We start from the raw sequence: 15,269 nt of genomic DNA, 5'->3' as shown, positions 1-15,269 counted from the left end.
CGTTACCGCATAGATTTCGTGTAGCGGAGATTATGTCATGGCCACCAGCACAATGAATCCGACCCGGGACGGCGGTTGTGTGCTATGGACCCCTTGGGGTCCTCAGACAGCCTCGGATCCCAAGCCACAGCTTTCGTCGCTGCGGCAGACCCTGCGCAAGCTGACCGCGGCAAAGTCGCGGAAACAGGGCGGCGACAGCGCGTTCATCAAGCCGGAATGCGCCTACGAGCCGTAAGGGTGCGAACCCGGTCGACTGGCTTTCGTTTTCCCTAGTTCGTCAGCACGATGCGGGTGTTCTGCGCGCCATACATGCGCACCAGATCATAGAATCGCTTGGCATTGGTCGTCGCAAGCCGCACGCACCCATGTGAAGCCGGACTTCCCAGACGCTTCACCTGCGTCGTGCCGTGTATGGCGTAGCCGCCCCTGAAGAACACCGAGTAAGGCATTGGCGTCATGTCATATTTGCGCGAATACCACATCTTGTGCATGCGCGTTGGCCGATACGACCCACGCGGCGTGTAATAGCCCTTACGCGCCGTCGACACCGGCCAACTATGGATGATGCGGCCGTTGTCAGTGATCGTCATCCGCTGCGCAGCGATATCGATGTGAGCGACGAGATTTGCGGCCAGGCCAGGAACCGTGGAAGCCAGAACCGTCGCGGCAACGACAGCCGCCAGTGCGAGAATGCGCCTCATGATTACCCCTCCAGGCCCTGAATGCGGGCCTCCATTGCTTGAGCGCGGTATATTCAAGAGCAAAATCCTAAACAAATTCAAAAGCGTATAAGAACGATGCCGAACAACTCGACGTGATGGCGCCCACATCTTGCCAGCCGCAGGCATTGTCGGCTGAATAGGCGTCATGGACGAAGCACTTGCCGCAGGCATCGAATCCAAAGCCGATGAGATCGCTGAACTCACCGCCGATCTGATCCGTTTCCCGACAGTCAACCCGCCGGGCGAGGGATACACCCCCTGCGCCGAGTTCATCGGCAAGCGGCTTCGCGGCCACGGGTTCACGGTGGAGTATGTGCGCGCCGTGGGAGCGCCCGGCGACAGCGACCGCTTTCCGCGCACAAATGTGGTTGCCCGCCATGAAGGCCGCTCCGCGGGTCCAACCGTGCATTTCAACTCGCACATCGATGTGGTGGAGGCAGGAGACGGATGGAGCGTCGATCCGTTCGCCGGGATCATCCGCGACGGACGCGTCTACGGGCGGGGCGCATGCGACATGAAGGGTGGCCTCGCCGCTTCCATCGTCGCCGCTGAATCGTTCATTGAGCAGTTTCCCGATTTTCCCGGCGCGATCGAGATTTCCGGTACGGCGGATGAGGAGTCCGGCGGCTTCGGCGGCGTCGCGCATCTCGCCAGGCTCGGCTATTTCTCAAAGCCGCGCGTGGACCATGTCATCATTCCCGAACCGCTCAACAAGGACCGCATCTGCCTCGGCCACCGGGGTGGGTGGTGGGCGGAAATCGAAACCAAAGGCGAGATCGCGCACGGCTCGATGCCGTTTCTGGGAGACTGCGCGGTGCGCCACATGGGCGCGCTGATCGATGCATTCGAGAAAGAGCTTTTCCCCGCGCTCGACGCCAAGCGCACGCAGATGCCCGTGGTACCGGAAGGAGCGCGCCGCTCCACCATGAACATTAACGCGGTCCATGGCGGCCAGACGGACGACTTCCGCCCGGGCCTGCCCTCACCCAACGTTCCCGACCGTTGCCGGCTGACCATCGACCGGCGCTTCCTGCTTGAAGAGAGCATCGAAGATGTAAAGCATGAGGTGGTTTCCATCCTTGAGCGGCTGAAACGCGACCGGCCAAAATTCGACTACGAGATCAACGACGTGATGGAGGTGCACCCCATCATGACCGAACGCGACGCCCCCGTGGTGAAAGCGGTTTCGCAGGCGATCCGTGAAATTTTCGAGCGCGAACCGGCCTATGTGATTTCGCCCGGCACCTATGACCAGAAGCATGTGGCGCGCATCGGCAACACGTTCGACTGCATCGCCTATGGCCCCGGCATACTGGACCTCGCCCACCGCCCCGACGAATGGGTGGGCATTCAGGACATGGTGCAATCGGCCAAGGTCATGGCCGCCGGGCTGGATATACTCTTGCGAAAAGGTTTCTACTGACCAGAACGGGAGATCGGCGCATTTACTCGAAGGGCGATTCGGTTTTGTATCCGCGCTGGCTTCGGCTTTGAGAGAGGATCAGATGAAGGCTTTCAAGACACTGGTTGCAGCGGGAACCCTGCTTGTCGCCATGGCAGTTTCGGCCATGGCAGCGCGGACCGATCTGGTGCTCGGCGTGGTGCTCGAACCGCCGCATCTCGACCCCACTGCGGGCGCGGCGGCCGCAATCGACGAGATCGTCTATGCCAATGTCTTCGAGGGTCTGACCCGGATCGACGAAACAGGCTCCGTGCAGCCAGCACTTGCGGAAAGCTGGACCATCTCGCCCGACGGCAAGGAATATACGTTCAAACTGCACACCGGCGTCAAATTCCATGACGGCACGGCCTTCGATGCGCAGGATGTGAAATTCTCGCTCGACCGCGCCCGCGCCGATAACTCCACCAATGCTCAGAAGGGCCTGTTCGCCGCGATCGAAAGCGTCGACGTCATCGACCCCGCGACGGTCAAGGTGACGCTCAAGCAGCCACAAGGCGCGTTCCTCTATAATATGGGCTGGGGAGATGCCGTGATCGTTGCCCCCGAAAGCGCTGAAACCAATAAGGAAAAGCCGATCGGTACAGGCCCCTTCAAGTTCGACAACTGGGCGCGCGGATCGACCATCACCATCGTCAGGAATCCCGACTATTGGGGCGCCCCGGTCGCGCTCGAAAAGGCTGAATTCCGCGTCATCCCCGATCCGGCGGCGGCAACCGCCGCCGTGCTGTCCGGCGACGTGCAGGCCTTCCCCTTCTTTCCCGCGCCCGAGGCGCGCGCGCAACTGGAAGCCGATCCGCGCTTCAAGGTGACGATCGGAACGACCGAGGGCGAGACGATCCTGTCGATCAACAACAAGAAGCCGCCCTTCAACAACATCAAGGTGCGGCAGGCCATCGCCTACGCCATCGACCGCCAGGCGGTGATCGACGGCGCGATGTTCGGGCTCGGCACGCCCATCGGCTCGCATTTCGCTCCGCACAACCCCGCCTATGTCGACCTGACAGGCGCATACCCGCATGATGTGGCCAAGGCAAAGGAACTGATGAAGGAAGCCGGGCTGGAGGACGGCATCAAGGTGACGCTGAAACTGCCGCCTCCGCAATATGCGCGGCGCGGCGGCGAGATCATCGCTGCGCAACTGCGCGAGATCGGCATCGAATGCGAAATCGTTCCGGTCGAATGGGCGGACTGGCTCCAGCAGGTCTTCAAGGACAAGAATTTCGACCTGACCATCGTGTCGCACACCGAGCCGAACGACATCGATATCTATTCGCGCAAGGACTATTATTTCGGCTACGACAATCCCGCCTTCGACAAGGTGATCGAAGAGCTGAACGCCACCAGCGACGAGGCGAAGCGCAAGGAACTTTATGGGCAGGCGCAGAAGATCCTGTCGGATGACGCGGTTGTCGGCTTCCTGTTCGAGCTTGCCCGCATGAATGTGTGGGACGCGAAGCTGGAGGGCCTGTGGGTCAACGCGCCCATTCAGGCGAACGACCTGACAAAGGTCCATTGGACCGAATAGGATCGGCAGCGCGACGCGGGGACCGGATGCGATGATGCCGTTCCTGCTCAAGCGTCTCGGTGTCGGGGCGATCACGCTTCTCCTCGCCTCCATCGTGATCTTTGCCATGCTGGAGGTGGTGCCGGGCGATCCGGCGCGCATGATGCTTGGCATGAATGCCACGGAGGACGCCGTGGCGGCGCTGCGCGAGCAGATGGGGCTGAACCAGCCGCTCCCGGTGCGCTACCTGTCATGGCTGGGCGGCTTCCTGTCCGGCGACCTCGGCCGCTCCTACACCTATTCCGTGCCTGTCGCGCAACTGGTCGCGGAGCGCGTGGTGGTCTCCCTGCCGCTTGCCTTGATGGCGCTGTTCCTGTCGACGGCAATCGCTGTTCCGGTCGGCCTTTATGCCGCTTCACGGCGCGGCAAGGCAGCGGACACCATTGCGATGGGAGCCAGCCAGCTCGGCGTCGCGGTGCCGAACTTCTGGTTCGCGCTGCTGCTGGTCTATGTTTTCGCAATCTCGCTGCGCATGCTTCCGGCGGGCGGTTTTCCCGGCTGGTCGGCGGGCGTGTGGCCCGCGCTCAGGGCGCTCATCCTGCCCGCCATCGCGCTTGCCCTGCCACAGGCGGCAATTCTTGCCCGAGTGACACGCTCGGCCCTGCTCGACGTGCTCGGCGAGGACTATATCCGCACCGCCCGCGCCAAGGGCATGCCCCGGCGCACGGTGCTGTGGCGGCACGCCTTGCGCAACGCGCTCATTCCCGTGCTCACGATCCTCGGCCTGCAATTCTCCTTCCTGCTTGCCGGAACAATCATCATCGAGAATGTCTTTTTCCTTCCCGGTTTGGGGCGGCTTGTCTTTCAGGCTATCACGCAGCGCGATCTGATTGTCGTGGAAAGCGTCGTCATGCTGCTGGTCGCGACGGTGATCTCGGTGAATCTCATCGTCGATCTTTCCTACGCAGCCGTCGACCCGCGCCTGAGGCATGTGCAGTGAGCGCCCCTGCCCCGCCCGCCGAAAGCCTCGTGCGCCGCGCCTTTGCCAACCGTTCCTTCGCCATCGGCTTCGCAATCACCGCGCTGGTCGTTGCCGCCGCCGCCGTTTCATTCGTCTGGACACCCTATGACGTGACGCGGCTGGTTGTGGCGGACAAGCTCCAGCCGCCATCGCCCGCTCACTGGTTCGGCACCGACCATTTCGGGCGCGACATCTTGTCGATGATCATGGTCGGCGCGCGCAATTCCATCGCGGTCGCGCTTGTCGCCGTGGGCATTGGCGTCGGTGTCGGCGTGCCGCTCGGCTGCTGGGCCGCCGCGCGCGGCGGCTGGCTGGACGAGGCGCTCATGCGCTTCAACGACGTGGTCTTTGCCTTTCCCGCGCTGCTGTCGGCAATCATGATTACCGCGATCTTCGGCCCCGGCGCGGTCAACGCCATCATCGCCATCGGCATTTTCAACATTCCGGTGTTCGCGCGTGTGGCGCGCGCAGGCGCCATCAGCCTGTGGCCGCGCGAGTTCATCCTCGCCGCGCGAGCCGCCGGAAAAGGCAAAGTGCTCATCACGCTCGAGCACATATTGCCCAACATCGCGAACCTGCTGCTCGTGCAGGGAACGATCCAGTTCGCGCTCGGCATTCTCGCCGAAGCCAGCCTTTCCTATGTCGGGCTGGGCGCGCAGCCGCCCATGCCAAGCTGGGGACGCATGCTGTTCGATGCACAGACAATGATCAGCTTTGCCCCGCATATGGCGCTGTTTCCGGGGCTGGCCATCGTGCTGACGGTGCTCGGCCTGAACCTGCTGGGTGACGGCCTGTCCGACACGCTCGATCCCAAATTGAGGCAACAACGGTGAGCCTGCTCGAAATCGAAGGGCTGCGCGTCGACATCGGCGGAACGCCGATCCTGCGCAACGTCGACCTCACCATCGGGCGTGGTGAGGTGCGTGCGCTGGTGGGCGAAAGCGGCTCCGGCAAGTCGATGACGGCGCTGGCCGTGATGCAGCTTCTGCCGCAAGGCGCGCGGGCATCGGGCGAAGTGCGGTTCGACGGAACGAACTTGCTGACCGCCACGGAAGACCGGATGTGCGCACTGCGCGGCGACGATATCGGCATGGTGTTCCAGGAACCCATGACCGCGCTCAACCCGCTCAAAACCATCGGCGAGCAGGTGGCCGAAGGCATCCGCTTCCACAACGGAGTGTCGCGCGCCGAAGCGGAGGAGCGCGCCCGCCATGTGCTCGACCGTGTGGGTCTGCCGGAAGCGCGCTTTCCGCTGACGCGCTACCCGCACCAGCTATCCGGCGGGCAGCGGCAGCGCGTGGTCATCGCGATCGCCACGGCGCTCAGGCCGCGACTGCTGATCGCGGACGAGCCGACCACCGCGCTGGACGTCGTTCTCCAGTCGCAGATACTCGATCTGCTGCGAAGCCTCGTACAGGAAAACCGCATGGGGCTGCTGTTGATCTCGCACGACCTCGCAGTCGTCGCGGAGATGGCGGACACGATCACGATCCTTCGCAGCGGCGAAGTCGTGGAGGCAGGAGAGACCGCGCGCGTACTCTCCGGACCCCAACACCCCTACACGCGCGACCTCGAACTGGCTTCGACCCACGTTCCCCTTAGCCGCAAGCGGCCCGCGATCCGCGTCGAAAGTACCGCTCGCGACCGAATCACAGCCGCCGCGCCGAGGGGGACCATCGACCTGCTAAAGCTGACGGGAGTCACGCGAGACTATCCCGGCCACCGAACGGGGCTGTTCTCGCGCGCAAAACCGACAAGAGCTGTGGACAATGTGTCGTTCTCTATACAACCCGGCCAATCGGTGGCGCTGGTCGGAAAATCCGGCTGCGGGAAATCAACCCTAGCGAGAATGATCCTCGCGCTCGATACGCCGACGGCAGGCACGATCGAGTTCGAAGGCGAGGAGATCACGGGCAAAAAGGAGGCGCAGCTAAGGGCATTCCGAAAGAATGCGCAAGTGGTCTTTCAGGACCCCTACGGCTCCTTCGATCCGCGTCAGAATGTCGCGCAATTGGTGGGCGAACCCTTGCATCTGGTGAATGAAAAAATCACCCGTGAAGAGCGCTCGGAACGGGTCGCCGAAGCATTGAAGGAGGTCGGTTTGCCGGCTACCTATCTCACCAGATTTCCACATGAATTTTCGGGCGGACAGCGCCAGAGACTGTCGATTGCGAGGGCGTTGATCATCCGCCCGAAGCTGATCGTCGCAGACGAACCCGTATCGGCGCTGGATGTCTCTATCCGGGCTCAAATCCTTGATCTTATTTCGTCCTTGAACGAACGCCTCGGGATAGCCTTCCTGCTCATCACGCACGATCTGTCCGTCGCCCGCGCGGTGACCGATTCCGTCATCGTGATGCAGGATGGTCGGATCGCCGAAACGGGACCCACGGAGATTGTGCTCCGCAACCCACAGTCGCAAGCGGCAAAAGAGCTGGTCTTCGCCGCGCCGGACCTGCGAAGAGCCGTCTCAAAACGTATCGCGGAACAAGGTTGATCCAAACCTCTGGAATTTCCATTACTAATATATAATAAGGTATTTTACGAACGGATCATCGCAGCGAATGGACAAACTGTCGCACTGGTCCGGCCAAGTCGCCTATATATTATTAGACCAAATGGTCAAAAAATTCCCGGCGGCCCTGCTGCGCGAGTAGACGATCCGCCTCTTGAAGTCCTGTTCGGTCATAACACAATTGAGGGTGTGCAGGTGGGACAATTTTTCTCTACCGCATCTGGCATGCGGTCAGCCTTTGGTTTGCCTCCAAACGGCGCAGAAAACATCTTGATGTTCTGGCGTCAATCATCGCGCTATTGGTTCTCGAAAAATTCAGCATTCGATAGTTTTTTCAAAGATGAGTTTGCCCAGTTGCACAGCGAAGTACTGGAGGGCCGACACAACAATTGGCTCGCCGACGCCCATGGCGCGCTCGCACTGATCCTCATGACCGATCAATACCCTCGCAATGCGTTTAGAGGCACTGGAAATATGTACTATGCGGATGAACTGGCTGTTTCATTCGCGCGGATTGCCCTCAAGGCCGGTCACGCCGATCGTGTGGATGAGAGGATGAAGCTCTTTTTCTTCCTTCCCTTCGCCCATTCGGAAGAACTTTCGGACCAGCAGAATCGGTGGCGTTCACCGAACAACTGGGACAGCCGTGGTCGACCCGAGCGCGGGATCACATGGAGATCATAAGCCGTTTCGGGCGCTTTCCACACCGCAACGAAATGCTGGGGCGTCCAAGCACGCAAGAGGAGGTTGCGTACCTGCAAGAAGCTCCCGATCAAGTCTGACCTATCCCGCGGAAGCCAGATCGGCGGGTTGCAGCTTGAGAAGGTCCAAAGCGCGTTTCATGAGCTTGAGTTCGCCCTCGTCGAGCCGTTCGTCCGATTTCGCGATCTCCGCCATGTGACGGGCAAGGCTTTTGCGGCGCTCCAGGTCGAGTTCGCGAAACATGTCGATGGCTTGCGCGCCATTTGTCTCGTAGCCGAAGTCGTTGAGATACTGGATAACGCCGTCCATGCTTTCTTCGGGAATGTTGAAGGAGTCGCGGCAAATCCTCCGCAGCGTGGCCATTTCTTGGTCCGTTGCCTCGCCGTCAGCGAGGATCATCCGGACGAGCAGAAGCAGCTCGGCGGTGAGCACCGGATCGTCGGCGACCTTGCGGACGCCCGGATCGCCTTCGAATATCGATTTCACCTGCTCCAGAAATTTGAGCGCCATCTGCCGTTCTCCCGAATCCTGACCGATACGTAGCGCGATTTGGCCCTTGCGCAAACGCAAATGGCATGCTGCATGCACGCGTCTTTTCGGGGGTGCATTCCAGATGTTCGAGATAGCGACCGAAACCGCGCTTCTGCTCGGCATTGCAGCATTCGTGGCCGGTTTCATCGACTCCATAGCCGGCGGCGGCGGCCTTATCAGCGTTCCGGCGCTGCTTCTTGCCGGATTGTCGCCGGTCGAAGCGCTCGGCACCAACAAATGGCAATCGCTCTGGGGATCGGGTTCTGCAACACTTGCCTATGCATCGAAGGGGCATGTGGACCTGCGCGCACAACTGCCATTCGCCGCGCTTTCCGCAGTTGGCGCGGCAGCCGGGGCATTTCTCGCCACGCGGATACCCGGAGACTGGATGCAGGCTTTCCTCCCGATCCTGCTCATTGCGATTGCGCTCTATTTTGCGTTCAAGCCCAACATGGGCGATGTCGACCGCCATCGCCGCATTTCGCCCGCGCTGTTCGGAGCGACCATCGTTCCGGCAATCGGCTTTTATGACGGGATTTTCGGCCCCGGAACCGGTTCCTTCTTCATGCTGTGCTTCGTCAGCCTCATGGGCTTCGGCCTGCTGAAAGCCACTGCCCATACCAAGCTGCTGAACTTCGCATCGAACATCGGCAGCTTTGCCGTCTTCGTCTATGCGGGAGCAATCGCCTGGAAAGTTGGCCTGGTGATGGGCGCGGCGCAATTTCTCGGCGCACGCCTCGGTGCGACGGTTGCCATGCGCGTCGGCTCCCGGCTGATCAAGCCGATGCTGGTCACGGCCTGTGTCGCGCTTGCCGTGCGCCTGCTGATCGATCCGGCAAATCCGCTGCGCGTCTTGCTGGGAATTTAGAGCGTTTCTTAGTCTAACGCGCGCAGCCGAAGAGGGCATCGCAATCGAGGTGCGCCTCCAGTTGCGACGCGATTTCATCGAGCGCGCTTTCCACCGCTTCGCGGTGGTCCGTCCCTCCGGCCTCGATCCCGAGCGTGGCGAAATATTTGCGACGGAAGCCGGATGCTTCGAACAACCCATGGAGGTAGCATCCGAACACCTTTCCATCTGCGGAGACCGCGCCATCCGCGACATCGCCAATGGTGATCGCCGGGCGCGCGCAGTCGGGGCCGGTGGTGCGACCAAGGTGAATCTCATAGCCCGACAGAGGCTCGTCAAACATGCAGGAGCGCGCCACGGAATTGCGGACGGTTTTTTCCGGCTCCATCACCGTTTCAACGTCCAGCAGTCCGAGGCCCTCAGCCTCGCGCGTGTTTCCTTCGATGCCCGCGGGGTCGAGCACGCGCCGCCCGAGCATCTGGTAGCCGCCGCAAATGCCGATGACCGATCCGCCCCGCGCCCGGTGTGCCTTCAGATCGGCGTCCCATCCGTTCGCGCGAAAAGCCGCAAGGTCTGCAATCGTCGATTTCGATCCCGGCAGGATCACCAGCCGCGCGGCTGCCGGTATTGGCTGGCCGGGCGGCACGAACAGGAGGTCGATTTCCTCTTCCGCCGACAGCGGGTCGAAATCGTCGAAATTCGAGAGCCGCCCAAGCATCGGAACCACGACAAGCAGCTTGCCTTGGCCCGTGGCCTTCATCCTGTCCAGCGCGACAGAGTCCTCCGCCGGAAGGCGGGAGGCGGCGGCAAGCCAGGGCACGACACCGAAGCACGGCCAGCCCGTGAACGAGCCGATGGCGGCGATGCCCTCGTCGAACAGGCTCGCATCGCCACGAAACTTGTTGATGATATAGCCACAGATCATGGCGCGGTCTTCGTCTGACAGGATGAGATGCGTTCCGGCGATGGAAGCGATAACCCCGCCACGATGAATGTCACCGACAAGCACCACAGGAACGTCCGCCCGGGTCGCAAACCCCATATTCGCAATGTCGCGGGCGCGCAGATTGATCTCGGCGGGCGAGCCCGCGCCCTCCACGATGATGAGGTCCGCCTCGCTTTTCAGCCGCCCCCAGGAATCCATGACAGCCGCCATCAACTCGGCTTTCAACACCTGATAGTCGCGCGCGCGGGCGGTTCCATGAACCTTTCCCTGCACGATGATCTGCGAACCCGTATCGCTCTGCGGCTTGAGGAGGACGGGATTCATGTGGACCGTCGGTTCGACCCCGCACGCAAGCGCCTGCAACCATTGTGCCCGACCGATCTCCCCTGCCCCCGCTTCGCCGGGAATCGCCGCGACCGCTGCGTTGTTTGACATGTTCTGCGGCTTGAAGGGCCGCACGGACAGGCCCCGGCGGCGCGCCAGCCGGCACAGACCGGCCACGAGCACGCTCTTGCCGACATCCGAGCCGGTGCCCTGAAGCATGATCGCGCGCGCCACGGTCAGCGATCCACTGTCCGGGCATCGCCGCGCAATCGAAGCGATGCACGCGAAATATCGTCGTTAGTCAAAATTTGCACAGCCCTCGTGCGGCGGTTTGGATTGCCTGATGATATCAATGGTCTAGATTGCCTGAAGCGACAGTCAATATCATCTGGGAGGAAACGATGGACGCCGCCGTCGATACCCATGCGCAACAATTCGAACTGACCGAGGACCAGCGCGCAATACGGGAAATGGCGCAGGCATTTGCTGCCGACCGTGTCGCGCCCAATGCGCTGGAATGGGACAAGGCAAGACATTTTCCCGACGATGTAATCCGGGAGACCGGGCCGCTTGGCTTCGGCGGCATTTATGTGCGCGAGGATGTCGGCGGCTCCGCGCTCGGCCGCCTCGATGCGGTGCTGATTTTTGAAGCGCTCGCGCAGGCCTGCCCCGGTTTCTCGTCCTTCATCTCGATCCACAACATGACCGCCTCGATGATTGACAGGTTCGGCAATGAGGAGCAGCGCCAGCGCTACCTGCCGGGCCTTTGTTCCATGGAATTGCTGGGAAGCTATTGCCTGACCGAGCCGGGCTCCGGCTCCGATGCGGCGGCGCTGAAGACGCGCGCGGTGAAAAGCGAAGCGGGCTATGTGCTGAACGGGGCGAAGCAGTTTATCTCGGGAGCAGGCGACAGCGACCTCTATATCTCGATGGTGCGCACCGGGCAGGATGGGCCGAAAGGCATTTCCACACTGGTGGTCGAGAAGGGAACGCCCGGCCTCACCTTCGGGGCGAACGAGCACAAGATGGGCTGGAACATGCAGTCCACGCGCACCGTGAACTTTCAGGATTGCGAAGTGCCGGAGCAGAACCGGCTTTCCGAAGAAGGCGCGGGCTTCGGCATCGCCATGGCCGGTCTCGACGGGGGCCGGCTCAACATCGCCGCCTGTTCACTGGGCGGCGCGCAGGCGGCGTTGGACAAGGCGCTCGCCTATACGGCAGAGCGCAAGGCGTTCGGCCAGACCATCAACCAGTTCCAGGCACTGCAATTCCGACTGGCTGATATGGAAACCGAACTTCAGGCCGCGCGTATCTTCCTCTACACCGCTGCGGCAAAGCTCGACCGCAAAGCGCCCGACTCCTCGAAATGGTCGGCGATGGCGAAGCGGTTCGTCACCGATACCGGCTTCAAAATCGCCAACGACGCACTGCAACTTCTGGGCGGCTATGGCTATCTGCACGACTACGGCATCGAGAAACTGGTGCGCGATCTGCGCGTCCACCAGATTCTCGAAGGCACGAATGAAATCATGCGTGTGATTATTGCCCGTCACCTGATCGGGCGTTGAGAAAGACATTCGGGAGGACTTCGACCATGACCACAATCGCATTTATCGGCCTCGGCAATATGGGCAATCCGATGGCCGCAAATCTGGTCAAGGCCGGTCACACCGTGCTCGGGTTCGATCTCCTGCCGGACAATCTCAAGGTCGCAGGCGAAAACGGCGTCACCGTGATGGCGAATGCGGGGGCAACAGTGAAGGACGCCGAAATCGTCATCACAATGCTGCCGGCAGGCAAGCATGTCGTCTCCGTCTATGAGGACCTTGCGGACAAAGCGCGAAAGGGAGCGTTGTTCATCGATTCCTCGACCATCGATGTCGATTCCGCGCGCCGCGCGCACGCCATTGCCGCCAAGGCGGGGCATATGAGCGTCGACGCGCCCGTTTCCGGCGGCACGGGCGGTGCGGCTGCGGGCACACTGACCTTCATGGCAGGCGGGGCGAAGGATGCTTTCGCGAAAGCCGAACCCATCCTCAAGCCGATGGCAGGGCGCATCGTCCACTGCGGCGATGCCGGCGCGGGACAGGCCGCGAAGATCTGCAACAACATGATCCTCGGCATTTCCATGATCGGGGTCGGAGAAGCTTTCGTGCTGGCCGAAAAGCTCGGCCTGTCGCATCAGGCCCTGTTCGACGTAGCATCGACCTCCTCGGGCCGCTGCTGGTCGCTCGACACCTATTGCCCTGTCCCCGGCCCTGTCCCCACCTCCCCGGCCAATCGAGACTACCAGCCCGGTTTTGCGGCGGCGCTGATGTTGAAGGACCTGAAGCTGGCACAGGAGGCGGCCCAGTCTTCCGGCGCGGTCACGCCGCTCGGCGCGGAAGCGACCCAGCTTTACGCGCTGTTCAACGCGCTCGGCCACGGCGGCACGGATTTTTCAGGCATCATCCGCTTCCTGCGCGGCGAAGCGGGCTGAAAACGGCCTGGAGAGAAAAATCGAGCAATTCCACGCAATTAAGCTTTGCTTAAGCACTTACTAACCACGCGGTAACGATGTTGCCTTAGAAGGATGGTCAAGGCGGCTTCGCATCCGCCCGGCGCTCCGGATCAGGTCTCGCGTACCGGAGCCAAAAGCTTCACGCGTGTTTGTTTGCGTCGGCCATGCGTATCCTTGGCAAGACCGCGCTCTCTGGGCGCGGTTTTTGCATTTTAATGCGCAAAAAGAAAAAAGCCTGTCCACCGGTCGATGAACTAGGCTTTTTTTGGATGCCCCAGCAGCCCGCCCGACATCCTGCGATGATAGATACGCCCGCGTCGCGATTCGCACAATCGGCGTCGCATTCACTTTGCCTCAAACGATTGAAACAGACCGTGAGAAGCCGATGTCAGGACCGCGAAAGCCGCCTGTAGTTCGCTTTGACCCTGACGCTTGCGGGCTTCAGTGCAGCCGTCAGCGCCTTTTCGGCCAGCGATTTGCTGAGCAGCGCGGGCTTTTTACCCGTCATCACTTCCGGCCAGAAAGACATCATCGCGCCCGCATAGGCCATTTGCGCCGCGGCAACGCCTTCCACCACGGCGGCGACCTTTTCGGCTCCGGCGCGAATCGTCTCGGTTGGAAGCGCGGAAGGATTGCGGGCTTCCGCCGAAAGAAGCGGCAGGCGCATCATCGCAACCATGGGCGCGAACATCAGGTCCGCACCTGTCACAGTCCGGTTTCTCCTGCGCTTTACCATTCTATGAGTCCATCACGATATTCACGTCGGTAGCATGTTCACTTTAGGTCGGCTTGCGCAAGGTCCAATGCCTTCACAATGCGTGCGCAGGCAAGATCGATCGTCTCGCGCGTCCAGATCAGCGGCGGCGACAGGATCATCGAGTCGCCCGTCGCCCTGAGCATCATGCCGTTTGCAATCGCGTGGTCGCGCACGACCACCGCAGCGCTCCCTTCGGGCTGGAAGCGCTGCCGCGTGGCCTTGTCGGACACGATCTCGATCGCGCCCATCAGCCCGACCGAGCGCGTTTCCCCGACAAGCGGATGCGGCGCAATGCGCTCGCGCAGCGCCGCCGCGAAATAGGGGCCGGTGTCCTCGCGCACGCGCTCGACCAACCCCTCGCGCTCGATGATCTCCAGATTGCGAAGACCCACGGCGCAGCACACGGGATGGCCCGAATAGGTGTAGCCATGATAGAATTCGCCGCCTTTTTCGACCAGCGTCGAAGCAATCCTGTCGCCCACCAGCAATGCCGACAGCGGCAGATAACCGGAAGTCAGCGCCTTGGCGGTGGTGATCGTGTCCGGCTCGATGCCGAAGGTCTCTGCGGCAAACCAGTTTCCGGTACGCCCGTAGCCGGTGATGACCTCATCCAGCATCAGCAGCACATCGTGTTTGCGGCAGATGCGCTGCACTTCCGGCCAATAGCTGGCGGGCGGAATTTTCACGCCCCCCGCCCCCATGATCGGCTCGCCGATGAAGGCCGCGACGTTTTCCGCGCCCGCCTCAAGGATTGCATCCTCCACCGCCTTTGCGGCGCGCAGGCCGAAATCATGGTCGCTCTCGCCGGGCAGCGCCAGTTCGAACGCATAGGGCATCATGACGTGGACGATGTTCGGCACCGCGCCGCCAAGCTGGCTGTGCATGCCTTCCATGCCGCCCAGCGAAGTGCCCGCCACCGTGGAGCCGTGATAGGCGTTTTTCCGCGATATGATGCGGTTCTTTTCCGGCCTGCCCTGCAGCGCCCAATAGTGACGCACCATCCTGAGCGCGGTGTCGTTGGACTCCGAGCCGGACGACCCGAAAAACACCTGGTTCAGGCCTTTCGGGGCGAGTGCCGCGATCTTCTCGGCCAGCAGTGCAGCTGCCGGTACCGTGCATTTGAAGAAGGAATTGTAGTACGGCAGTTCCTTCATCTGTTCCGACGCGACATCCGCCAGTTCGTAGCGCCCATAGCCGACATTTACACACCACAGACCCGCCATGCCGTCGAGGATTTCATCGCCCTCGCTGTCATAGATGAACGGCCCCTTGGCATGCGTAATCACGCGCGTGCCTGCGCCGCGCAGCTCCTGATGATCGGTGAACGGATGCAAATGGTGCGCGGCGTCGATCTGCTGAAGCTGCTTCAGCGAATAATTCCGGTATGTCATGGGTTTATCCTCATTGGCTGAATCGATCCGGCAGGCGCCGGCAACGG

Annotated in this window: 15 protein-coding genes; 10 read left to right on the top strand and 5 right to left on the bottom strand. The window is 61.6% G+C overall.

What is annotated here, in order from left to right:
- The first annotated feature begins 37 nt into the window (after positions 1 to 37).
- A complete protein-coding gene (locus M9924_14315) occupies positions 38 to 235 on the top strand; it encodes a hypothetical protein (GenBank protein MCO5065571.1) in 198 nt (65 codons plus the stop codon).
- A 34-nt stretch (positions 236 to 269) separates the two neighbouring features.
- Here M9924_14315 and M9924_14310 read toward each other — a convergent pair whose 3' ends face one another.
- A complete protein-coding gene (locus M9924_14310; protein MCO5065570.1) occupies positions 270 to 701 on the bottom strand; it encodes a L,D-transpeptidase in 432 nt (143 codons plus the stop codon).
- 166 nt (positions 702 to 867) lie between these two features.
- Between M9924_14310 and M9924_14305 the strand changes: the two genes are divergently transcribed.
- From M9924_14305 to M9924_14280, 6 genes are all read left to right on the top strand, one after another.
- Positions 868 to 2,145, top strand: a complete 1,278-nt coding sequence (locus tag M9924_14305; protein MCO5065569.1) for an acetylornithine deacetylase/succinyl-diaminopimelate desuccinylase family protein — start codon at positions 868 to 870, stop codon at positions 2,143 to 2,145.
- 82 nt (positions 2,146 to 2,227) lie between these two features.
- Positions 2,228 to 3,709, top strand: coding sequence for an ABC transporter substrate-binding protein (locus M9924_14300; GenBank protein MCO5065568.1), 1,482 nt, complete (start codon positions 2,228 to 2,230; stop codon positions 3,707 to 3,709).
- A 31-nt stretch (positions 3,710 to 3,740) separates the two neighbouring features.
- Complete coding sequence (locus tag M9924_14295) at positions 3,741 to 4,688, top strand: ABC transporter permease (protein MCO5065567.1); 948 nt, start codon at positions 3,741 to 3,743, stop codon at positions 4,686 to 4,688.
- Positions 4,685 to 5,542, top strand: a complete 858-nt coding sequence (locus M9924_14290; protein MCO5065566.1) for an ABC transporter permease — start codon at positions 4,685 to 4,687, stop codon at positions 5,540 to 5,542. Before M9924_14295 ends, M9924_14290 begins: the two co-directional genes overlap by 4 nt.
- Positions 5,539 to 7,206, top strand: a complete 1,668-nt coding sequence (locus tag M9924_14285; GenBank protein ID MCO5065565.1) for a dipeptide ABC transporter ATP-binding protein — start codon at positions 5,539 to 5,541, stop codon at positions 7,204 to 7,206. The genes M9924_14290 and M9924_14285 overlap by 4 nt, the downstream gene beginning before the upstream one ends.
- A gap of 213 nt (positions 7,207 to 7,419) precedes the next feature.
- Positions 7,420 to 7,908, top strand: a complete 489-nt coding sequence (locus M9924_14280; protein MCO5065564.1) for a DUF924 family protein — start codon at positions 7,420 to 7,422, stop codon at positions 7,906 to 7,908.
- Between the two features lie 99 nt (positions 7,909 to 8,007).
- Here M9924_14280 and M9924_14275 read toward each other — a convergent pair whose 3' ends face one another.
- Entirely contained in the window at positions 8,008 to 8,436 is a 429-nt protein-coding gene (locus tag M9924_14275; protein MCO5065563.1) for a TerB family tellurite resistance protein, read from the bottom strand.
- Positions 8,437 to 8,539: 103 nt separating this feature from the next.
- On the opposite strand from M9924_14275, the gene M9924_14270 reads away from it, so the two are divergent.
- A complete protein-coding gene (locus M9924_14270; protein MCO5065562.1) occupies positions 8,540 to 9,325 on the top strand; it encodes a TSUP family transporter in 786 nt (261 codons plus the stop codon).
- Positions 9,326 to 9,338: 13 nt separating this feature from the next.
- On the opposite strand, the gene M9924_14265 is transcribed toward M9924_14270, so the two are convergent.
- Complete coding sequence (locus M9924_14265) at positions 9,339 to 10,808, bottom strand: cobyric acid synthase (GenBank protein ID MCO5065561.1); 1,470 nt, start codon at positions 10,806 to 10,808, stop codon at positions 9,339 to 9,341.
- Positions 10,809 to 10,975: 167 nt separating this feature from the next.
- Here M9924_14265 and M9924_14260 point away from each other — a divergent pair, with 167 nt between their 5' ends.
- Positions 10,976 to 12,142 (top strand): isobutyryl-CoA dehydrogenase, encoded by a 1,167-nt coding sequence (locus M9924_14260; protein ID MCO5065560.1) that lies wholly within the window; start codon positions 10,976 to 10,978, stop codon positions 12,140 to 12,142.
- A 26-nt stretch (positions 12,143 to 12,168) separates the two neighbouring features.
- Positions 12,169 to 13,053: a 3-hydroxyisobutyrate dehydrogenase gene (gene mmsB, locus M9924_14255; GenBank protein MCO5065559.1), complete on the top strand. Its 885-nt coding sequence runs from the start codon at positions 12,169 to 12,171 to the stop codon at positions 13,051 to 13,053.
- 409 nt (positions 13,054 to 13,462) lie between these two features.
- On the opposite strand, the gene M9924_14250 is transcribed toward mmsB, so the two are convergent.
- Both M9924_14250 and M9924_14245 read right to left on the bottom strand, forming a co-directional pair.
- On the bottom strand, positions 13,463 to 13,783 hold the full coding sequence (locus M9924_14250; protein MCO5065558.1) for a hypothetical protein: 321 nt from the start codon (positions 13,781 to 13,783) through the stop codon (positions 13,463 to 13,465).
- Positions 13,784 to 13,848: 65 nt separating this feature from the next.
- Positions 13,849 to 15,222: an aspartate aminotransferase family protein gene (locus M9924_14245; protein MCO5065557.1), complete on the bottom strand. Its 1,374-nt coding sequence runs from the start codon at positions 15,220 to 15,222 to the stop codon at positions 13,849 to 13,851.
- Positions 15,223 to 15,269 lie beyond the last annotated feature (47 nt).

The organism is Rhizobiaceae bacterium, assembly GCA_023953835.1.
Taxonomy (GTDB): Bacteria; Pseudomonadota; Alphaproteobacteria; order Rhizobiales; family Rhizobiaceae; genus Mesorhizobium_G.
Note: the sequence above shows the minus strand (reverse complement) of the source record. Positions and strands in the feature narration are given on the sequence as shown.

Coding starts and splice junctions, on each gene's coding strand:
- M9924_14315 (MCO5065571.1), top strand. CDS start 38: ATGGCCACCAGCACAATGAATCCGACCCGGGACGGCGGTTGTGTGCTA.
- M9924_14310 (MCO5065570.1), bottom strand. CDS start 701: ATGAGGCGCATTCTCGCACTGGCGGCTGTCGTTGCCGCGACGGTTCTG.
- M9924_14305 (MCO5065569.1), top strand. CDS start 868: ATGGACGAAGCACTTGCCGCAGGCATCGAATCCAAAGCCGATGAGATC.
- M9924_14300 (MCO5065568.1), top strand. CDS start 2,228: ATGAAGGCTTTCAAGACACTGGTTGCAGCGGGAACCCTGCTTGTCGCC.
- M9924_14295 (MCO5065567.1), top strand. CDS start 3,741: ATGATGCCGTTCCTGCTCAAGCGTCTCGGTGTCGGGGCGATCACGCTT.
- M9924_14275 (MCO5065563.1), bottom strand. CDS start 8,436: ATGGCGCTCAAATTTCTGGAGCAGGTGAAATCGATATTCGAAGGCGAT.
- M9924_14270 (MCO5065562.1), top strand. CDS start 8,540: ATGTTCGAGATAGCGACCGAAACCGCGCTTCTGCTCGGCATTGCAGCA.
- M9924_14260 (MCO5065560.1), top strand. CDS start 10,976: ATGGACGCCGCCGTCGATACCCATGCGCAACAATTCGAACTGACCGAG.
- mmsB (MCO5065559.1), top strand. CDS start 12,169: ATGACCACAATCGCATTTATCGGCCTCGGCAATATGGGCAATCCGATG.
- M9924_14245 (MCO5065557.1), bottom strand. CDS start 15,222: ATGACATACCGGAATTATTCGCTGAAGCAGCTTCAGCAGATCGACGCC.